At 72.6% G+C, this 19717-nt stretch carries 17 protein-coding genes; 13 read left to right on the top strand and 4 right to left on the bottom strand.

The annotated features are described in order from the left end of the window. Positions 1 to 21: 21 nt before the first annotated feature. From AC0B61_RS00275 to AC0B61_RS00250, 6 genes are all read left to right on the top strand, one after another. The gene (locus tag AC0B61_RS00275) at positions 22 to 1110 is read left to right on the top strand and encodes a polyprenyl synthetase family protein (protein ID WP_471738815.1); all 1089 of its coding nucleotides are present in this window, start codon (positions 22 to 24) and stop codon (positions 1108 to 1110) included. Between the two features lie 7 nt (positions 1111 to 1117). Then, positions 1118 to 3214 (top strand): squalene--hopene cyclase, encoded by a 2097-nt coding sequence (gene shc / locus AC0B61_RS00270; RefSeq protein ID WP_471738324.1) that lies wholly within the window; start codon positions 1118 to 1120, stop codon positions 3212 to 3214. Further along, positions 3211 to 3891, top strand: coding sequence for a phosphorylase family protein (locus AC0B61_RS00265; RefSeq protein ID WP_471738323.1), 681 nt, complete (start codon positions 3211 to 3213; stop codon positions 3889 to 3891). Before shc ends, AC0B61_RS00265 begins: the two co-directional genes overlap by 4 nt. Before the next feature lie 2 nt (positions 3892 to 3893). After that, the gene (hpnH, locus tag AC0B61_RS00260) at positions 3894 to 4922 is read left to right on the top strand and encodes an adenosyl-hopene transferase HpnH (RefSeq protein WP_471738322.1); all 1029 of its coding nucleotides are present in this window, start codon (positions 3894 to 3896) and stop codon (positions 4920 to 4922) included. A gap of 234 nt (positions 4923 to 5156) precedes the next feature. After that, positions 5157 to 7067, top strand: a complete 1911-nt coding sequence (gene dxs / locus AC0B61_RS00255) for a 1-deoxy-D-xylulose-5-phosphate synthase (RefSeq protein ID WP_471738321.1) — start codon at positions 5157 to 5159, stop codon at positions 7065 to 7067. Further along, positions 7057 to 8457, top strand: coding sequence for an aspartate aminotransferase family protein (locus AC0B61_RS00250; RefSeq protein ID WP_471738320.1), 1401 nt, complete (start codon positions 7057 to 7059; stop codon positions 8455 to 8457). Before dxs ends, AC0B61_RS00250 begins: the two co-directional genes overlap by 11 nt. A 40-nt stretch (positions 8458 to 8497) precedes the next feature. On the opposite strand, the gene AC0B61_RS00245 is transcribed toward AC0B61_RS00250, so the two are convergent. Beyond that, entirely contained in the window at positions 8498 to 8770 is a 273-nt protein-coding gene (locus AC0B61_RS00245) for a DUF6343 family protein (protein WP_471738319.1), read from the bottom strand. 76 nt (positions 8771 to 8846) lie between these two features. On the opposite strand from AC0B61_RS00245, the gene AC0B61_RS00240 reads away from it, so the two are divergent. Then, positions 8847 to 9095, top strand: a complete 249-nt coding sequence (locus AC0B61_RS00240) for an I78 family peptidase inhibitor (protein WP_471738318.1) — start codon at positions 8847 to 8849, stop codon at positions 9093 to 9095. A gap of 18 nt (positions 9096 to 9113) precedes the next feature. Here the strand turns inward: AC0B61_RS00240 and AC0B61_RS00235 are convergent, their stop codons facing one another. Further along, positions 9114 to 9983: a phosphatase PAP2 family protein gene (locus AC0B61_RS00235; RefSeq protein WP_471738317.1), complete on the bottom strand. Its 870-nt coding sequence runs from the start codon at positions 9981 to 9983 to the stop codon at positions 9114 to 9116. 231 nt (positions 9984 to 10214) lie between these two features. Further along, positions 10215 to 10982, bottom strand: a complete 768-nt coding sequence (gene fabG, locus AC0B61_RS00230) for a 3-oxoacyl-ACP reductase FabG (RefSeq protein ID WP_471738316.1) — start codon at positions 10980 to 10982, stop codon at positions 10215 to 10217. A 373-nt stretch (positions 10983 to 11355) separates the two neighbouring features. Between fabG and AC0B61_RS00225 the strand changes: the two genes are divergently transcribed. Further along, the gene (locus AC0B61_RS00225) at positions 11356 to 12252 is read left to right on the top strand and encodes a MarR family winged helix-turn-helix transcriptional regulator (RefSeq protein WP_471738315.1); all 897 of its coding nucleotides are present in this window, start codon (positions 11356 to 11358) and stop codon (positions 12250 to 12252) included. Between the two features lie 222 nt (positions 12253 to 12474). On the opposite strand, the gene AC0B61_RS00220 is transcribed toward AC0B61_RS00225, so the two are convergent. Beyond that, positions 12475 to 13338 carry an aldo/keto reductase gene (locus AC0B61_RS00220; RefSeq protein ID WP_471738314.1) on the bottom strand — a complete coding sequence of 288 codons (864 nt, stop codon included), beginning with the start codon at positions 13336 to 13338 and terminating at the stop codon, positions 12475 to 12477. Positions 13339 to 13862: 524 nt separating this feature from the next. On the opposite strand from AC0B61_RS00220, the gene AC0B61_RS00215 reads away from it, so the two are divergent. From AC0B61_RS00215 to AC0B61_RS00195, 5 genes are all read left to right on the top strand, one after another. Further along, positions 13863 to 15638 carry an ABC transporter transmembrane domain-containing protein gene (locus AC0B61_RS00215; RefSeq protein WP_471738313.1) on the top strand — a complete coding sequence of 592 codons (1776 nt, stop codon included), beginning with the start codon at positions 13863 to 13865 and terminating at the stop codon, positions 15636 to 15638. A 121-nt stretch (positions 15639 to 15759) separates the two neighbouring features. Then, entirely contained in the window at positions 15760 to 17532 is a 1773-nt protein-coding gene (locus tag AC0B61_RS00210) for an ABC transporter ATP-binding protein (protein ID WP_471738312.1), read from the top strand. Positions 17533 to 17757: 225 nt separating this feature from the next. Continuing rightward, positions 17758 to 18003 carry a lipopolysaccharide assembly protein LapA domain-containing protein gene (locus tag AC0B61_RS00205; protein ID WP_471738311.1) on the top strand — a complete coding sequence of 82 codons (246 nt, stop codon included), beginning with the start codon at positions 17758 to 17760 and terminating at the stop codon, positions 18001 to 18003. Next, on the top strand, positions 18000 to 18779 hold the full coding sequence (locus AC0B61_RS00200) for an amino acid ABC transporter ATP-binding protein (RefSeq protein ID WP_471738310.1): 780 nt from the start codon (positions 18000 to 18002) through the stop codon (positions 18777 to 18779). The genes AC0B61_RS00205 and AC0B61_RS00200 overlap by 4 nt, the downstream gene beginning before the upstream one ends. 9 nt (positions 18780 to 18788) lie before the next feature. Then, entirely contained in the window at positions 18789 to 19712 is a 924-nt protein-coding gene (locus tag AC0B61_RS00195) for a glutamate ABC transporter substrate-binding protein (RefSeq protein WP_471738309.1), read from the top strand. Positions 19713 to 19717 lie beyond the last annotated feature (5 nt).

Below are 19717 nucleotides of genomic sequence, written 5' to 3'. Positions count from 1 at the left end.
CACGAGGGAGAGGGAACGCACGTGGAGTCACGCACCGGCTTCGCCGTCGGAGGCACGGCGCACGCCGAACCGGTCTCGGTGCCGGAGCTGCTCGCCCGCAGCCGTACGCTCTGCACCCCGCCGCTGCGGGCCGCGGTCGCCCGTCTGGCCGCACCGATGGACACCGTCGGGGCCTACCACTTCGGCTGGATCGACCGGGACGGCACCCCGGCCGCGGGCGACGGCGGCAAGGCCGTGCGGCCGGCGCTGGCGCTGCTGTCCGCCCGCGCCACGGGTGCGGCGGCCGAGGTCGGTGTGCCCGGCGGGGTGGCAGTTGAACTGGTGCACAACTTCTCCCTGCTCCATGATGATCTGATGGACGGTGACGAGACCCGGCGGCACCGGGCCACCGCCTGGACGGTCTTCGGCCCGGCCCAGGCGATCTTGGTCGGCGACGCCCTGGCGACGCTCGGCACTGAGGTGCTGCTCGACGCCGCGGTGACCGGCGGCGCGAGCCCCACCGACGCCGCGCGCGCCGTCAGGCTGCTCACCACGGCGACCCGCCGACTGATCGACGGCCAGGCCATGGACGTCGCCTTCGAACAGCGCGACAGCGTCACCGTCGCGGAGTGCCTGGAGATGGAGGGCGGAAAGACGGCGGCCCTGCTGGCCGCCGCCTCGGCGATCGGCGCCGTCCTGGCCGGGGCCGACGACAAGGTCTCCGACTCCCTCCAGCGCTACGGCCACCACCTGGGGCTCGCCTTCCAGGCGGTGGACGACCTGCTCGGCATCTGGGGCGCCACCGAGGTCACCGGAAAGCCGCACTGGGGCGATCTGCGCCAGCGCAAGAAGTCCCTGCCGGTCGCCGCCGCGCTGGCCGAGGGCGGTCCGGCCTCCCGCCGGCTCGCCGAACAGCTGGCCGACCCGAAGGGCCGCGGGGAGGAGGGCGAGCCCGAGCTCGCCGCCCGCGCCGCGCTGATCGAGGCGGCCGGCGGCCGGGCCTGGACCCAGGAGGAAGCCCGCCGCCAGCACACGACTGCCCTCGCCGCCCTGGACGAGGTGCCCATGTCCGACGAGGTGCGCGAGCACTTCGTCGCACTCGCCGAATTCGTGGTGGTACGAGAGAGGTGACGTTACGTTGACAGCAACCGCGGACGGCCGGCTCGACCCTGAGTACGATCCTGAGCCGGTCGCGGTGGGCGACCACCCCCCGGCCCTCCTGGGCGCGGGGCGGTGGCAGCCCGAGGACGCCGACCGGCTCCGGCCGGCCGATGGGGCGGACCTCCGACCGGCCGACGCGCGGGAGGCCCTGGCCCGCGCCACCACCCACCTGCTCTCGCTGCAGTCCTCCGAGGGCTGGTGGAAAGGCGACCTGGAGACCAACGTCACCATGGACGCCGAGGACTTACTGCTCCGCCAGTTCCTCGGCATCCGGACCGAGGAGCTCACGAACGCCACCGCCGAGTGGATCCGCTCCCACCAACGTGAGGACGGAACCTGGTCCACCTTCCACGGCGGGCCGCCCGAACTGTCCACCACCGTCGAGGCCTACGTCGCGCTCAAGCTCGCCGGCGACGACCCGAACGCCCCGCACATGCTCGCCGCCGCGCGGTACGTCCGCTCCGCCGGCGGCATCGCGGCCGCCCGGGTGTTCACCCGGATCTGGCTCGCCCTGTTCGGCTGGTGGCCCTGGGACCGGCTGCCGGAGATGCCGCCCGAGATCATCTTCCTGCCCAAGTGGCTGCCGCTGAACATCTACGCCTTCGGCTGCTGGGCCCGGCAGACCATCGTCCCGCTGACCGTCGTCTCGGCCCACCGGCCCGTCCGCCCGGCGCCCTTCCCGCTCACCGAACTGCACACCGACCCGGACGACCCCTGCCCCGAACGGCCGCTCGCCCGCGCCACCACCTGGGACGGCATGTTCGAACGCCTCGACAAGGCGCTGCACGCCTACCACCGCCGGGCCTTCCGCCCACTGCGCCGCCTGGCCGTCTCCCAGGCCTGCCGCTGGATCGTCGAACGGCAGGAAGCCGACGGCTGCTGGGGCGGCATCCAGCCGCCCGCCGTCTACTCCCTGATCGCCCTGCACCTGGAGGGCTACGAGCTGGAGCACCCGGTGATGCAGGCCGGGCTCTCCTCCTTCGACCGCTTCACCGTGCACACCGAGGACGGCAAGCGCTGGCTGGAGGCCTGCCAATCCCCCGTCTGGGACACCTGCCTGGCCACCATCGCCCTGGTCGACGCCGGGCTCCCGGCCGACCACCCGGCGCTGGTCTCCGCCGTCGACTGGATGCTCGGCGAGGAGATCCGCAAGCGCGGCGACTGGGCCGTCCAACGGCCCGGGCTCGCCGCCGGCGGCTGGGCCTTCGAGTTCGAGAACGACACCTACCCCGACATCGACGACACCGCCGAGGTGGTGCTCGCGCTGCGCCGGGTGGCCCACCCCGACCCGGCCAAGGTCGACGCGGCGGTGGACCGGGGCGTGCTGTGGAACCTCGGCATGCAGTCCAAGAACGGCGCCTGGGCCGCCTTCGACGTCGACAACACCAGCACCCTGCCCAACAAGCTGCCGTTCTGCGACTTCGGCGAGGTGGTCGACCCGCCGTCCGCCGACGTCACCGCCCACGTGGTGGAGATGCTCGCCGAGACCGGCCGCGCCCGCGACCCGCGCACCCGGCGCGGCATCGAGTGGCTGCTGCGCAACCAGGAGGCGGACGGCTCCTGGTTCGGCCGCTGGGGCACCAACTACATCTACGGCACCGGCTCGGTGCTGCCCGCCCTGGTCGCGGCCGGCGTCCCGGACGAGCACCCGGCGATCCGCCGGGCGGTGCGCTGGCTGGAGGACCGGCAGAACGCCGACGGCGGCTGGGGCGAGGACATGCGCTCCTACGACGACCCGGCCCGCTGGGCCGGGCGCGGCGACTCCACCGCCTCGCAGACCGCGTGGGCGCTGATGGCGCTCCTCGCGGCCGGCGAGGGCCCGGACGGCCGGGCCAACCCGGCGGTGGACCGCGGTGTGGACTGGCTGGTGCGCACCCAGCTGCCCGAGGGCACCTGGGACGAGCCGCAGTTCACCGGCACCGGCTTCCCGTGGGACTTCTCCATCAACTACCACCTGTACCGGCTGGTCTTCCCGGTCACCGCGCTCGGCCGCTACCTGCACGGCAACCCGACGGTCAACCGGGACGGCGGCGGCCGGGCGAGCGGCAACCCGGCGATCGGGGTCGCGCGGTGACCACCGCCCCCCTGCTGGTGCTCTGCGCGCTGGGCCCCGAAGTCTGGGCCCTGCGTGGCGGTGACTGGCGCGGCTCGGCCGGCGGATCCCCGGTGCTGGTGCGCACCGGGGTCGGCCGACGGCGTGCCGGGCAGGCCGTCCGACGGCTCCTCGGCTCCGCCCCCGGCAGCTACGGCGCGGTCGTGGTGGCGGGCTTCGGCGCGGCGCTCGGACCGGGCGTGCTGCCCGGCGACGTGGTCGCCGCCGACGGCGTGCGCGACGCCGAGGGCCACCTCTACCGGGTCGACTCCGGACCGGAGCTCAGCCGGGCGCTGAAGGAGCGCGGGCTGACCGTCCACACCGGCGTGCACCACACCGCCGACCACGTGGTGCGCGGCATCGAGCGGCGCGCGCTGCACCTGCAGGGCGCGCTCGCCGTCGACATGGAGGCCGCCGCCGTCCTGGCCGCGCTGCGGGAGACCCGGCCGGCGCTGCCCGCCGCCGTCCTGCGGGTGGTGGTCGACACCCCCGAGCACGAGCTGCTGCGGCTCGGCACCTTCCCGGCCGGGGTGCGGGCCTGGCGCACCCTGCGGGCGACGGTGCCCGCGCTGGTCGACTGGTACCGGCAGGAGCACGCGCCCGGCCCCGCAGAACCGAACCACCCCACATCCGCGACGCTCCCACAGGAGGCGAGCTAGCCATGGCCATGCCGTTGCGCCAGACCGTGCGGGTCGGCACCTACCTCATGCAGCAGAAGCTGCTCAAACGACGGGACAAGTTCCCGCTGATCGTGGAGCTGGAGCCACTGTTCGCCTGCAACCTCGCCTGCGAGGGCTGCGGCAAGATCCAGCACCCGGCGGGAGTCCTGAAGCAGCGGATGCCCGTCGCCCAGGCGGTCGGCGCGGTGCTGGAGTCGGGTGCTCCGATGGTCTCGATCGCCGGCGGCGAGCCGCTGATGCACCCGCAGATCGACGAGATCGTCCGCCAACTGGTCGAGCACCGCAAGTACGTGTTCCTGTGCACCAACGCGCTGCTGCTGCGCAAGAAGATCGAGAAGTTCACCCCCTCGCCGTACTTCACCTTCGCCGTGCACATCGACGGCATGCGTGAGCGGCACGACGAGTCGGTGGCGCAGGAGGGCACCTTCGACGAGGCGGTGGCCGCGATCAAGGAGGCCAAGCGGCGCGGGTTCCGGGTCACCACCAACAGCACCTTCTTCAACACCGACACCGCGCAGACCGTCATCGAGGTGCTGGACTTCCTCAACGACGAGCTGAAGGTGGACGAGATGATGATCTCGCCCGCCTACGCCTACGAGAAGGCCCCCGACCAGGAGCACTTCCTCGGCGTCGAGCAGACCCGGGAGCTCTTCCGCAAAGCCTTCGCCGGCGGCAACCGCAGGCGCTGGCGCCTCAACCACAGCCCGCTCTTCCTGGACTTCCTGGAGGGCAAGGCCGACTTCGAGTGCACCCCGTGGGGCATTCCCAACTACTCGCTGTTCGGCTGGCAGCGGCCCTGCTACCTGATGGCCGACGGCTACGTGCCGACCTACCGCGAGCTGGTCGAGAAGACCGACTGGAGCAAGTACGGCCGCGGCAAGGACCCGCGCTGCGCCAACTGCATGGCCCACTGCGGCTACGAGCCGACGGCCGTCCTCGCGACCATGGGATCGCTGCAGCAGTCGCTGCGCGCCATCACCGAGACCGTCAGCGGCAACTACGGCCGCTGAGGCGGGAGTCGTCGCCCCGGGCTTGGACCTCAGGTCGGAAACCCGGGGCGGCACGTCAGGCCGGCCTGTGCGGTCGTACGGCAGGCCGGTACGCAAAACCGGTACGCCAGACCGGCACATCAGGCCGGCACATCAGACCGGTACCCCGGCCCGGGCCTCGCGCCCGGGCCGGCTCCGCCCCCCCCCGCGGGGCCGGAGGCACCACCGCACCGCTTCCAGTCGCGAGGTGTACCCATGTCACTGCTCTCCCGCGTCACGTCGCCGGCCGAGCTGCGCAAGCTCCCGGCGGCCGAACTCCCGCTGCTCGCCGACGAGATCCGCGACTTCCTGATCGACGCCGTCACCCGCACCGGCGGACACCTCGGGCCCAACCTGGGCGTGGTGGAACTCACCATCGCCCTGCACCGGGTCTTCGACTCGCCGTACGACCGGATCGTCTTCGACACCGGCCACCAGAGCTACGTCCACAAACTCCTCACCGGGCGCCAGGACTTCACCCGCCTGCGGATGCGGGGCGGCCTCTCCGGCTACCCCTCGCGCGCCGAGTCCGAGCACGACCTGGTCGAGAACTCGCACGCCTCCACCGCACTCTCCTACGCCGACGGCCTGGCCAAGGCCGCCCGACTGCTCGGCCAGCACGACCGGCACACCGTCGCGGTGATCGGCGACGGCGCGCTCACCGGCGGGCTCGCCTGGGAGGCCCTGAACAACATCGCGGAGGCCCGCGACCGGCCGCTGGTCATCGTCGTCAACGACAACGAACGCTCCTACGCCAAGACCATCGGCGGGCTCGCCCACCACCTGGCCACGCTGCGCACCACCCAGGGCTACGAGCGCTTCCTCGCCCTCGGCAAGGAGGCGCTGCAGCGCACCCCGCTGGTCGGGCAGCCGATCTTCGACGCGCTGCACGGTGCCAAGAAGGGCTTCAAGGACGCCTTCGCGCCGCAGGGCATGTTCGAGGACCTCGGCCTCAAGTACCTCGGGCCGATCGACGGCCACGACCTGGGCGCGGTCGAGCAGGCGCTGCGCCAGGCCCGCAACTTCGGCGGGCCGGTCATCGTGCACTGCCTGACCGTCAAGGGCCGCGGCTACCGGCCGGCCGAACAGGACGAGGCCGACCGCTTCCACGCCGTCAACCCGATCGACCCGTACACCTGCCTGCCGATCTCGCCCAGCGGCGGCGTCTCCTGGACCTCCGTGTTCGGCGACGAACTGCTCACGCTGGGCTCCGAGCGGCCGGACCTGGTGGCGATCACCGCGGCGATGCTCCAGCCGGTCGGCCTGGCGGCGTTCGCCAAGGCGTACCCGGCGCGGACCTTCGACGTCGGGATCGCCGAGCAGCACGCCGTCACCAGCGCCGCGGGACTGGCGACCGGCGGGCTGCACCCGGTGGTCGCGGTGTACGCGACCTTCCTGAACCGGGCCTTCGACCAGGTCCTGATGGACGTCGCCCTGCACCGGCTGGGCGTCACCTTCGTGCTCGACCGCGCCGGGGTGACCGGACCGGACGGCGCCTCGCACAACGGCATGTGGGACATGTCGATCCTGCAGGCCGTCCCGGGCCTGCGGCTCGCCGCGCCGCGCGACGCCGACCAGCTGCGGGCCCAGCTGCGCGAGGCGGTCGAGGTACGCGATGCGCCCACCGTGGTGCGCTTCCCGAAGGGGAACGTCGGGCCCGCGGTGCCGGCCGTCGAGCGGATCGGCGGCGTGGACGTGCTGCTGCGCACCGGGCGGCCGGCCGAGATCCTGCTGGTCGCCGTCGGCACCACCGCCCCGGCCTGCCTGGACGCCGCCCGGCTGCTGCTCGCCGAGGGCTTCACCGCGACCGTGGTCGACCCGCGCTGGGTCAAGCCGGTCGACCCGGCGCTGCCCGAACTGGCCGCCGCCCACCGGCTGGTGGTCACCGTCGAGGACAACGGCCGTACCGGTGGCGTCGGTTCGGCGATCGCCCAGGCGGTGCGCGACGCCGACGTGGACGTACCGGTGCGGGTGCTCGGCCTGCCGCAGGAGTTCCTCGGGCACGCCTCGCGCGGGGAGATCCTGGAGGAGGCCGGGCTGACCGGGACCGGCGTCGCCGCGCAGAGCGCCGTCTTCGCCAAGAACCTGCTACCGACCCGAGGAGCGAACCCGCGCCATGCCGGCTGACCCCGACCGCCCCGCCTTCGACCTCGCCGCCCTCATCGCCGAACGCGGCTCCGAGCGCTACGAGTTGCACAGCCGCTACCTCAACCCGCAGCTGCCCCGGATGCTCCACACCATCGGCTTCGACAGGTACTACGAGCGCGCCTCGGGGCCGTACTTCTACGACGCCGAGGGCCACGAGTACCTCGACATGCTGGCCGGCTTCGGCATCTTCGCCCTGGGCCGCCACCACCCGGTGGTGCGGTCGGCGATCCAGCAGGTGATGGACCTGGACCTGCCGGACCTGGTCCGCTTCGACTGCTCGCCGCTGCCCGGGCTCCTGGCCGAGCGGCTGCTGTCGTACGCACCCGGGCTGGACCGGGTCTTCTTCGGCAACAGCGGGACGGAGGCGGTGGAGACCGCGCTGAAGTTCGCCCGATACGCCACCGGGAGACGGCGGATCCTCTACGTCGACCACGCCTTCCACGGGCTGACCACCGGCTCGCTCTCCGTCAACGGGGAGAACGGCTTCCGCAAGGGCTTCGACCCGCTGCTGCCGGACACCGCCATTCCGCTCGGTGATCTCGGCGCGCTGGCCAAGGAACTGAAGCGCGGCGACGTCGCGGCGCTGATCGTCGAACCGATCCAGGGCAAGGGCGTCCAGGCGCCGCCGCCCGGCTGGCTCCGGGCCGCCCAGGCGCTGCTGCACGAGCACAGGGCGCTGCTGATCTGCGACGAGGTGCAGACCGGGATCGGCCGCACCGGCGAGTTCTTCGCCTACCAGCACGAGGACGGCGTGCTGCCGGACCTGGTCTGTGCGGCCAAGGCGCTCTCCGGCGGGTACGTCCCGGTCGGGGCGACCCTCGGCAAGGGCTGGATCTTCGAGAAGGTGTACTCCTCGATGGACCGGGTGCTGGTGCACTCGGCCAGCTTCGGGTCGAACGCCCAGGCCATGGCGGCCGGGCTGGCGACCCTGGAGGTCATGCGGAACGAGAAGGTGGTGGAGAACGCCCGGGAGATCGGCGACCGGTTCCGCGAGCGGCTGACCGCGCTGGTCGACGAGTACGAGCTGATCGCCGAGGTGCGCGGGCGCGGGCTGATGATCGGGATCGAGTTCGGGCGGCCCAAGTCGCTGAAGCTGCGCACCGGGTGGACGGCGCTGCAGGCGGCGCGCAAGGGGCTGTTCGCCCAGATGGTCGTGGTGCCGCTGCTGCAGCGGCACCGGATCCTGACCCAGGTGTCCGGGGACCACCTGGAGGTGATCAAGCTGATTCCGCCGCTGATCATCACCGAGCGGGATGTGGACCGGTTCATGGACGCCTTCACCGACATCATGGACGAGGCCCACCGGGGCAGCGGTCTGATGTGGGACTTCGGGCGGACGCTGGTCAAGCAGGCGGTCGGCAGCCGGTAGCACCGCCGGGCTGCCTTCCCACGCTATGGGAGACCCCGCGTCAGAGCTCGGTCCGGCGGCGCCGGACGACCACCACGAGATCGACGACGGCGAACAGGGAGAGCAGACCGCAGGCGACGGCGAAGCCGATGAGCGTGCCCCGGCTGGGCGCGCCGTTGACGGGGGAGACGGCCGCCCAGACGGCGAAACCCACCGTCGCCAGCACGAACAGCGGCGTGAAGGCGAGCGAGAGCAGGTAGCGGAGCTTGAGGTCGCTGCGGGCGGTGGCCGGCTCGGTGCCGCTGCGCCACCGGCGCGGGGTGGTGGTGCGCATGGTCGTTCACCTCCGGACCGCGTGGGTCGGGCTACGATTCCAGCGTACGTCCGAGGGGGTTGGCCGGGGAGGCGCGATGTCGGGGTCGGATGCGGCGGAACCGGACACGGGGGGTTCGGATGCGGGGGGTTCGGATGCGGGGGCTTCGGATGCCGAGGGGTACGCCGGGCTGCGGGTCGAGCGGGCCCGGGAGCTGGCCCGGCGGCACGGTTGGGCCTCGGTCCGGGTGCTGGAGCCGGGGCAGATGATGACCATGGAGTACCGGCGGGGACGGCTCAACCTCGCGGTGCGGGACGGCGTGGTCGAGCGCAGTTGGGAGGGGTAGGGCCCGCCGGGCGAGGAGTCAGTAGGGCAGGGGCGGGCGGCCGAGGCGGCGGTGGAGCCGATGCTCGGCGGCGGCGACCAGGGGCTCCAGCAGCGGCAGCGAGAGCAGCACGAGCAGGCCGGCGGCCCAGCCGGCCAGCACGTCGGTGACCCAGTGGGTGCCCAGGTAGACCGTGGTCAGGCCGATCGAGCAGGCGGTGGCGGCGGCGATCACCGCGCCGGTGCGCCGCCAGCGGACGGCGAGGTAGGCGAGCACGCCCCAGGTGACCACGGCGTTGGCGGTGTGGCCGGACGGGAAGATGGTGCCGCCGGAGAACAGCTCGGGCGAGCCGACGTACTGGGCGTAGTGCGGGCCGAGCCGACCGGTGACGATCTTGACCGCGCCGACCGTGACGTTGAGCAACAGCAGTGCGACGCCCATGACCAGCAGCGGGCGCAGGCGCCGTAACCGGTGGGCGCGCCAGGCGAGCCAGACGAAGGCGGCGATCGCCGAGGGGCCGCGCTGCCCGGCGACCACCCAGGTGTCCAGCAGCCGCTCCGGCCGGGGCCACCGCTCGTACGGGCGCAGCAGGCGGACCGACCAGTCGAGGTCGACCAGGGCGGTGTTGAGCAGGACTCCGGCCAGCACCAGCAGGTAGACGGCGGCGGTGGCGACGAGCAGGGCGGCCTGGCGCCGGCTCATCGGAGGCCAGCCCGGTTCGCGGCGGTCGGCGCCGGGCCCGGTGCGGTGGGGGCCGGGCCGGGTGCGGCCCGGGTCGGGCTCGGCGCGGTCGGGGCAGGCCGGGCCGCGGGCACTGCCGCGGGCGGCGGGCACTTCCGGGCGGGTGGTGGCGGTGTGGCGGTCCGGCCCCTGACGCGGAATGGGAGCGGAGGTACCTCTGGATTGCACGGGGTGACCTTACCCACCCGGACAGGGCCATTCCGGGGGAATTGTCATTTTCCCGTGAAATCGACAATTGGGCCGACCCGGGGGTGGCTCAGGGGGTGATTTCCGCTATTCTCGGATCGAATGTCCGTGTGGTCTTCGAATGATTACGCAAAAGCCCCGGTAAAGCAGCCGGAGTGGGAGGTCGATCCGCCCGGCCTCCCACTCCGTGGTCACCCTGTGTAGGTTCCGTGCTCAGTCGAGGGGGCCGCCCGCGACGTAGATCACCTGGCCGGAGACGAAGCCGGCGCCCTCGCTCGCCAGGAACGCGATGGTGTGGGCGACGTCCTCGGGCCGGCCGACCCGCTGGACCGGGATCTGGGAGGCCGCAGCCCGCTTGAAGTCTTCGAAGTCCATGCCGACCCGGGCGGCGGTGGCCGCCGTCATGTCCGTGGCGATGAAGCCGGGGGCGACGGCGTTGGCGGTGATCCCGAACTTGCCCAGCTCGATGGCCAAAGTCTTGGTGAAGCCCTGGAGGCCGGCCTTGGCGGTCGAGTAGTTGGCCTGGCCGCGGTTGCCCTGGGCCGAGGAGGAGGACAGGTTGACGATGCGGCCGAAACCGGCGTCGACCATGTGCTTCTGCACCGCGCGGGTCATCAGGAAGGCGCCGCGGAGGTGAACGTTCATGACCGTGTCCCAGTCGGACTCGGACATCTTGAAGAGGAGGTTGTCGCGGAGCACCCCCGCGTTGTTCACCAGGACGACGGGGGCGCCGAGCTCGGCGGCCACGCGGTCCACGGCGGTCTGGACCTGCTCGGCGTCCGAGACGTCGGCGCCGACCGCCAGGGCCTTGCCGCCGGCGGCGGTGATCCGGTCGACGGTGTCCTTGCCCGCCGCCTCGTCCAGGTCCAGGACGGCGACCGCGTAGCCGTCGGCGGCCAGTCGGACGGCGGTGGCGGCGCCCAGGCCGCGGGCGGCGCCGGTGACGACGGCGACCCGGGGGGCGGTGCTCTGGTCGGTCATGCTGGCTCTCGTCTCTCTCGGAGGCTGCCTCCGGGGAGAGCCCCCGGAGAGGGTGGCCACACCCTACCGGCGAGTAGGGGTGGCGGCCAGAGCGGAGAGGCGCAGGTGACGGTCGGTAAGGACCGACCGGTCGGCTTTCTGCTGAAACCGGGTTACTGCAAGGGCTTCGCAGCGCGTAAATATGCCAATGTTGCCGAACCTGCGTCTACTATCCGCCCCTGCCTGCCAGCAAGGGCCCGCCGTTTGTATAGTGTCCGCCAGCAGCCACCGGCTGCACGGCTGGAGCGCCCTCCCTCATAGCTGGACGCCCACTCGCCGTTACTGCCCCACCCGGGTGTCCCACACACACCGGGTGTGACATCGGGACGGATACATGGTGCTGGGGGAGATCCCGACAACCCGCGTGTCCGCGCGACTGCAGCAGTCGCCCGGACACCTGATTCGCGTTGCACAGCAGGTTCACACCCGTCTGTGGTCCGAGCACGTCGGAGCCGATCTCACGGCTCCGCAGTTCGCCGTGCTGCTGGTCCTGGCCCTGGAACCGGGTGCGGACCAGCGGACCGTCGGCGAGCGGGCGTCGCTGGACAAGGCCACGATGGCCGAGATGGTCGCGCGGCTGGTCCGCCGCGGCCTGGTGCTGCGCCGGCGCGACCCGGCCGACGGTCGGCGCAAGCTGCTCGCCCTCTCGCAGAGCGGCGCCCAGGCGGTGCGCGAGGCCACCGGTGGTGTGGTCCGCGTGCAGCGCGTCCTGTTCGAGCCGCTCACGGCGGAGGAGCAGGTCGAGGTCGTCCGGGTCATGGCCAAGATAGCCAGGCTGGAGCCCGCGGCGGTCGCCGTCTTCACGGACGCGCGGCCGATACTGGACGCCCAGCGGGCGATCGGCTACCTGATCAGGGTCAGCCAGCAGGTGCACACCAAGCTCTGGTCGGAGCACGTCGGCGCGGAGCTGACGGCCCCGCAGTACGCGGTGCTGGACGCGCTGGAGCAGGAGCCGGGCGCCGACCAGCGCACGGTCGGCGAGCTGGCCTCGCTGGACAAGGCCACGATGGCCGAGATGGTCAGCCGCCTGGTGCGCCGCGGTCTGGTGCAGCGTCGGCGCGACCCCTCGGACGGTCGGCGCAACCTGCTCTCGCTCTCACCGGCGGGACAGGATCTGCTGCACCGCTCGGCCGCCGGGGTGGCGGAGGTCCAGCGACTGCTGCTGGCTCCGTTGGAGGAGGACGAGCACGAGGCTGCGCTCGCGCTCATCGCCAAGGCGGCCAGGATTTAGGCCAAGCCTTCGTAATGACAGCCAAAACGATTCGCCAACGTATCGAGGGCATGTTGCCGTCGGCACCGTCGAATCGCGGTACATCGAGGACCGCCCGCTCCGTTCAGGAGCGGGCGGTCCTCGGTGTGACGGGCTGCCAGGGCCCGGTGAGCCCTTTCGCGGCTGCGGGATCCCGGACCGGGATCCCGCAGCGGGAGTCCGGATTCGGGGCCCGCCGCTACGTCAGTTCCAGTCGAAGCCCTGCGGGTCCGGCCCGATGCGCTTGTCGGTGGCGACGGCGGCGATCGCCGCGAGGTCCTCACCGTCCAGCTCGAAACCGGCGACGTCCAGGTTCTCCCGGATCCGGGACGGGGTGACCGACTTCGGGATGGCGATCACGCCGCTCTGCAGGTGCCAGCGGAGCACCACCTGGGCGACCGTCCGGCCGTGCTTCTCGGCGATCTTCACCAGCGCCGGCTCGGAGAGCAGCTCGCCGCCCTGGCCCAGCGGGCTCCACGCCTCGGTGGCGATGCCGTGCCGGGCGTGGAAGGCGCGCAGCTCCGCCTGCGGGAAGTACGGGTGCAGCTCGACCTGGTTCAGCACCGGGGCGACCGAGGCCTCGCTCAGCAGTCGGGCCAGCTGCTCGGTGCCGAAGTTGGAGACGCCGATCGACTTGACCCGGCCGTCCGCCTTCAACTGTTCGAAGGCCTTCCAGATGTTCAGGTAGCTGCCGTGCATCGGGCGCGGCCAGTGGATCAGGTACAGGTCGAGGTAGTCGAGGCCGAGCTTGGCCAGCGAGGCGTCGAACTCGCGCAGCACCGCGTCGCGGCCCTGCTCGCCGGACCAGTCGCGGGTGCCGGAGTTCCACAGCTTGGTGGTGACGTACAGGTCCTCACGGGCGATGCCGCCCGCCAGCGCCTCGGCGATCGCCGCGCCGGTGCCGGCCTCGTTCTCGTAGATGGCCGCGGTGTCGATCGAGCGGTAGCCCGCGTCGATCGCGGAGCGGACGGCGGCGGTGGCCTCGCCGTCCGGGACCTGCCACACGCCGAAGCCGAGCTGCGGGATCTGCGCGCCGTCGTTGAGGGTGACGCTGGGGATGGTGCTCACGGGACGGGGTGCCCTCCTGGTCGTTGGTGCTTCCAGTGGGGGGAAACTGGCCGTGGAACGTGATTGTTCCCGCCAAACGGGCGAACCTTGGGTGAAGGTTTGCGGGGCCCCGTCCGGGCTCGTCCGGGGTCGACGGGCCTCGGGGCGGTGCTGGTGGGTGGGCTGGTGGGTGGGCTGGCGGGCCCTCGGGGTCCTGGTGAGGGGGCTGGGTGGGCCGGCCGGGGGCGGCTGGGTGTGGCGGCGGAAAACCTGTTGCGCGGGTCACACCGGGGTTGGCACGCTCGCGGACATGGCCTCCTGAAATCCGGGCGCTTCGTGCCCTTCCCATGTCCGTCAGGTGTCCGTCCGGCACTCCCTCCGGACGTGTCGACGTCACCGCGCCGGTGCGCCGTGCGTCCTTCGCCCGTCGGTTCGGGCCGCACGCCTGAGCCGGCCCCGCCCGGCCTGCTGCACCTCCGTTCCGCGCCCCCCGCGCCCCCCGCCGCCGTTGCCCCGTACCTCCGCACCGTTCGTATCGGAGTGTCATGCCGCTCACCCTGCTGCCGTTGGCCGACCCTGGCAGTCCTGACCTCTCCTCACCCGTGGCCTTCCTGCGCCGGCTGAACCGCAGCCAGCGGCGGGGGCAACTGCTCGCCACCTGCTGGACCCTGCTGGAAATGGGGTGCCAGGCCGCCCTGCCGATGCCGCTCGGGCTGGGCGTGCAGGCCGCCGTCGACGGTGACGCCGGCGGGATCTGGCGGGCCGCCGGGCTCGCCCTGCTGCTCGCCGCGGGCGCCGCGCTGGGCACCGTCCTGTCGCACCGCCAGACGGTCTGGAACTGGATCCACGCCGCCTGCCAGGTACGGCAGTTGGTGTCCCGGCAGGCCTCGCACCTCGGCGCCGGGCTGTCCCGTCGGATCGCCACCGGCGAGGTCGTCGCGGTCGGCAGCGGGGACGTCGAGCGGATCGCCTGGTACGTCGAACTGCTCGCCCGGCTCCGAGCCGCGGTGATCGTCTGGCTGGCCGTCAGCTCGGTGGTGCTGGTGGTCGAGCCGGTGCTGGGCGTCGGCGTGCTGCTCGGCGTCCCGGTGCTGGCCGGCTCGGTCTGGCCGCTGATCGGGCCGTTCGAGCGGCGCTTCGAGCAGCAGCGGGCGCTGGGCGGCAAGGCCACCGAGCTGGCCGCCGACACGGTGGCGGGGCTGCGGGTGCTGCGCGGCATCGGCGGCGAGGAACTGTTCCTGGAGCGGTACCGGGCCGCCTCCCAGAAGGTCCGGGCGGCGGCCGTCCGCTCGGCCCGGATCTGGTCCCTGATGCAGGCCCAACAGATCCTGCTGCCAGGCCTGTTCGTGGTCGGCGTCACCTGGTACGGCGCCCGGCTGGCGGCCGCCGGCGAGCTCTCCGTCGGCACCCTGATCGCCGTGTACGGCGCGACCGCGTTCCTGGCGGCGCCGCTGCGGATCCTGGGCGAGGCGGCGCACGCCTGGAGCGTCGCGCGGGTCTCCGCCGGACGGGCCGTCCGGGTGCTGTCGCTCAGCCGGACCGACGGCACGGCCGAGGCCTCGCTCGCCAGTCCGGCCAAGGCCGACCTGCACGACCCGGTCAGCGGGCTGACCGCGCGAGCCGGTGAGCTGACCGCGGTGGTCTGTGGAGACCCGGACTTCGCCGGCGCGCTCGCCGAACGGCTCGGCGGCCACGTCCCCCAGGCCGACGGCGAACCGGAGCAGCCCTCCGTACGGCTCGGCGGGACGAAACTGGACACGGTGCCGTTGGCCGAGGCCAGGGCGGCGGTGCTGGTCCACGACAAGGAGCCGGTCCTGCTCTCCGGCACGCTGGCCGAACTGTTCGACATCCCGTCCTCCGGCCGGGTCTCGGTGCCCGAGGCGCTGGCCGCCGCCCGGTCGGACGACGTGCTGGAGGCGCTGGTGGACGGCTCGCCGGAGTGCGCGGGCGACCCGATGCGCGCCCGGATCACCGAGCGCGGGCGCTCGCTCTCCGGCGGGCAGCGCCAGCGGCTGGCCCTGGCCCGGGTGCTGCTGGCGGACCCGCCGGTCCTGGTGCTGGACGAGCCCACCAGTGCGGTGGACGCCCACACCGAGTCCAGGATCGCCACCGGGCTGCGGGACACCCGGGCGGGCCGCACCACGGTGGTGTTCGCGACCAGCCCGCTGCTGCTCGACCAGGCGGACCGGGTGGTGCTGCTGCGCGACGGCCGGGTGGCCGCGGCGGGGCGGCACCGGGAGCTGATGCGGACCGATCCGACCTACCGGGCCGTTGTCACCCGCGACGAGGAGGCGGCTCAGCCGGTGGGTGAGGCCGTGTGAACTGCTTCGTGAACTGCTTCGTGAACTGCTTCGTGAACTGCTTCGTGAGCGGGCTCGGGTGCCGGTGCCGACTCGAGGGTCCGATCGTCAACTGCTGTGCCGTGCAACCGAGGAGTACGCCATGAAGCCTCCTGTCCATGAGGAGCGGGGGCCGACCGCGACCCTGCCGGTCGGCTCCCCGGCCGCCGTACGCGGGTACCTGCTCCTGCTCGGGCGGCGGCACCGCGGCGGGTTCTCCGCGGTGGTCGCGCTGCACTCGGTGGCCATGCTGGCCGGACTGGTCGGGCCCTGGGTGCTCGGCAGCCTGGTCGAGTCACTGGCCACGGGGACGGCCGGGTCCACCATCGCGGTGGCGGTCGCCTGGTACCTGCTGGCGCTGGTGGCACAGGCCGCGTTCACCGGCTGGTCGCGGATGCGCGGCGCGGTGCTCGGCGAGCGGGTGCTGGCCGACCTGCGCGAGGACTTCCTGGTCCGCTCGGTCGCGCTGCCGACCGGCGTGCTGGAACGGGCCGGCACCGGGGACCTGGTCTCCCGGGGCACCACCGACATCGACCGGCTGGACAAGTCGGTCCGCGAGGCCGTGCCCGAACTCGCCGTCGCCGTGGTGTCGTTGCTGCTGGTGCTCGGTGCCCTGCTGGTCACCTCGCCGCTGCTGGCGCTGACCTCGCTGGTCGGGCTGCCGCTGCTGCTGGCCTCCTCCCGCTGGTACTTCCGGCGCGCGCCGCAGTCGTACCGCAACGAGTCGGCCGGGTACGCCGCGGTGAACACCGTCCTGGCCGAGACGGTGGACGCCGGGCGGACGGTCGAGGCACTGCGGCTGGGCGACGAACGGGTCCGGCTGACCGACCGCAAGCTGGCCGAGTGGCTGGCCTGGGAGCGGTACACGCTGTGGCTGCGCTCGGTCTGGTTCCCGACCATCGACGCCGTCTACACGGCGGCGGTGCTCGCGACGCTGGTGTTCGGCGGGTTGTTCACGATCCGGGGCTGGATCACCGTGGGCCAGTTGACCACCGGAGTGCTGTACGCGCAGATGCTGACCGTCCCGGTGGACCTGATCCTGCGCTGGTACGACGAGCTGCAGGTCGGGCAGGCGTCGCTGGCCCGGCTGGTCGGCGTGCGCGAGGTGCCGGAGCACGAGGGGGACGAGTCCGCGCGTCCGGACGGCCGCCGGGTCGAGGCCCGGGAGGTCCGGTTCGGTTACCGGGAGGGCGCGGACGTCCTGCACGGGATCAGCCTGGACGTCGCCCCGGGCAGCCGGATCGCGCTGGTCGGGCCGTCCGGGGCGGGCAAGTCCACCCTCGGGCGGCTGCTGGCCGGGATCTACGCCCCTGGGCGCGGCAGCGTCACCCTCGGCGGGGCGGCGTTGTCGCGGATGCCGGCCGAGCGGGTGCGCGCCGAGGTGGCGTTGGTGAACCAGGAGCACCACGTCTTCGTCGGCACCCTGCGCGACAATCTGCGACTGGCCGCGTCCGACGCCGACGACACCGAGCTGCGGGCCGCGCTGGACGCGGTGGACGCCGGCGCCTGGGTGGACGCCCTGCCGCAGGGGCTGGACACCGAGGTCGGCTCGGGCGGCACCTCGCTGACCCCGCCGCAGGCCCAGCAACTGGCCCTGGCCCGGCTGGTCCTGGCCGATCCGCACACCCTGGTGCTGGACGAGGCCACCTCGCTGCTCGACCCGCGGGCAGCCCGGCACCTGGAGCGCTCGCTCGCCCGGGTACTGGAGGGGCGGACGGTCATCGCCATCGCCCACCGGCTGCACACCGCGCACGACGCGGACGTGATCGCGGTGGTCGAGGGCGGGCGGATCAGCGAGTACGGCAGCCACCCGGACCTGGTCGCGGCGGGCGGCCCGTACGCGGCGCTCTGGCGCTCCTGGCGGGACGAACGGTAGCGGGCGGAGGACGAGGCGGCTGCGAGGCGCTGAGGGGCGGTCAGGCAGGGAGGGGAGAGGCAGGGGTCGGGCGCAGGGGGAGGAGGTAGGTGGGCACGGCGGCTCGGAGAGGCCCGTAACCCGTTTCAAACCCGTACGGGGCCGGATTGCCCCGTACGGGTTACTCCCTGGCCCGGAAGGGCGCGTACCCGGGCAAATCGGTGGTCAGGCCCGCAGACTGCTCCGGTGACCAAGATTTCAGACAGCTCGGCCCGCTCCTCGCGCGGTGAGATCGGCGGGATCCCCACGCGGTACATCGGGATCGGCGTCATCGTCATCCTCGCCGTGTGGTTCCTGTTCGCCAACCTCGACAAGGTGAAGATCCAGTTCTGGGTGTTCACCGTCACCGCGCCGCTCTGGATCGCGCTGCTGGCCACGCTGGTCGCCGGTGCCGCGCTGGGCTGGCTGCTGAAGGGGCGGCGCGACCGGTGACCGCAGCTCCCGGGCCGGACCAGGCCGGCGCCTCGGCCTTCACCCCGCTCATCGAGTTGCGCGGGGTCAACAAGCACTTCGGGGACCTGCACGTCCTGCAGGACATCGAACTGACGGTGGGCCGCGGCGAGGTCGTCGTGGTCATCGGCCCGTCCGGCTCCGGCAAGTCCACGCTCTGCCGGGCGATCAACCGGTTGGAACCGATCGAGAGCGGCACCATCCTGCTCGACGGCGAGCCGCTGCCCGAGGAGGGCAAGGGGCTCGCCCGGCTGCGTGCCGAGGTCGGCATGGTGTTCCAGTCCTTCAACCTGTTCGCGCACAAGACCGTGCTGCAGAACGTCTCCCTCGCGCAGATCAAGGTGCGCGGCAGGTCCAAGCCGGAGGCCGACGCCAAGTCCCGTGCGCTGCTGGAGCGGGTGGGCCTCGCGTCGCAGGCCGACAAGTACCCGGCCCAGCTCTCCGGCGGGCAGCAGCAGCGGGTCGCGATCGCCCGCGCGCTGGCGATGGACCCCAAGGCGCTGCTGTTCGACGAGCCGACCTCGGCGCTCGACCCCGAGATGATCAACGAGGTGCTGGACGTCATGCGCCAGCTCGCGCACGAGGGCATGACGATGGTCGTCGTCACCCACGAGATGGGTTTCGCGCGGGCCTCCGCGAACCGGGTGGTGTTCATGGCCGACGGCCGGATCGTCGAGGACCGTGCCCCGGAGGAGTTCTTCAGCGCTCCCGAGAGCGAGCGCGCCCGGGACTTCCTGTCCAAGATCCTGAAGCACTGAGGCGGCGCCGTGAACCGTAAGACGACGCCCGGCGCGCGGGCGGGGAAGCGGGTGCTCGCCGCCGCCGTGCTGCTCGCGGCGCTGGCGGCGGGCTGCGGCAAGGCCGGCACCCCGCCGCCCAAGGGCCCGCAGCCCAGTGCGCTGCCCAGCTACCAGGTGCAGGACGCCTCCTCGGTCACCGGCTCGCCGACCCTGGACGCCGCCCGCAGCCGGGGCCACCTGGTGGTCGGCGCGAAGGAGGACCAGCCGTACCTGGGCCAGAAGAACCCGGCCACCGGCGAGTACTCCGGCTTCGACATCGAGATCGCCAAGATGGTCGGCGCCTCCCTCGGCTTCCCGCCGGGCAGGATCCAGTTCAAGACGATCGCCTCGGCCAACCGCGAGACCGCGCTGCAGAACGGCCAGGTGGACTACTACGTCGGCACGTACACCATCAACGACAACCGGAAGAAGCTGGTCGGCTTCGCCGGGCCGTACTTCATCGCCGGGCAGTCGCTGCTGGTGCGCAAGAACGACAACACCATCCACGGCCCGCAGGACCTGAACGGGAAGAAGGTCTGCTCGGCGGCCGGCTCGACGCCGTACCAGCGCATCCAGTCGCAGTACCCGAAGGCCAAGCTGATCGGCTACGACACCTACTCGGCCTGCGTGGACAACCTGATCACCAACCAGGTCGACACGGTGACCACGGACAACGCGATCCTGCTCGGCTACGCGGCCAAGGTGCCGGACGAGCTCAAGGTGGTCGGCCCGCTGTTCTCGACCGAGCCGTACGGGATCGGGGTGCCGAAGAACGACACCGTGCTGCGTTCGGCGTTGAACGACGCCCTGCAGCACCACGAGCAGAACGGCGACTGGAAGAGGGCCTTCGAAGCGACCCTCGGCCTCTCCGGCCAACCGGCGCCGAACCCGCCGCAGATCGACCGGTACTGAGAGGG

This window comes from Kitasatospora sp. NPDC023385 (genome assembly GCF_055664045.1).
This window is presented reverse-complemented; position numbering and strand designations above follow the sequence as displayed.

Coding starts and splice junctions, on each gene's coding strand:
- AC0B61_RS00240 (WP_471738318.1), top strand. CDS start 8,847: ATGTCGGGGTCGGATGCGGCGGAACCGGACACGGGGGGTTCGGATGCG.
- AC0B61_RS00210 (WP_471738312.1), top strand. CDS start 15,760: ATGAAGCCTCCTGTCCATGAGGAGCGGGGGCCGACCGCGACCCTGCCG.
- AC0B61_RS00215 (WP_471738313.1), top strand. CDS start 13,863: ATGCCGCTCACCCTGCTGCCGTTGGCCGACCCTGGCAGTCCTGACCTC.
- AC0B61_RS00245 (WP_471738319.1), bottom strand. CDS start 8,770: ATGCGCACCACCACCCCGCGCCGGTGGCGCAGCGGCACCGAGCCGGCC.
- AC0B61_RS00250 (WP_471738320.1), top strand. CDS start 7,057: ATGCCGGCTGACCCCGACCGCCCCGCCTTCGACCTCGCCGCCCTCATC.
- fabG (WP_471738316.1), bottom strand. CDS start 10,982: ATGACCGACCAGAGCACCGCCCCCCGGGTCGCCGTCGTCACCGGCGCC.
- hpnH (WP_471738322.1), top strand. CDS start 3,894: ATGGCCATGCCGTTGCGCCAGACCGTGCGGGTCGGCACCTACCTCATG.
- dxs (WP_471738321.1), top strand. CDS start 5,157: ATGTCACTGCTCTCCCGCGTCACGTCGCCGGCCGAGCTGCGCAAGCTC.
- AC0B61_RS00225 (WP_471738315.1), top strand. CDS start 11,356: ATGGTGCTGGGGGAGATCCCGACAACCCGCGTGTCCGCGCGACTGCAG.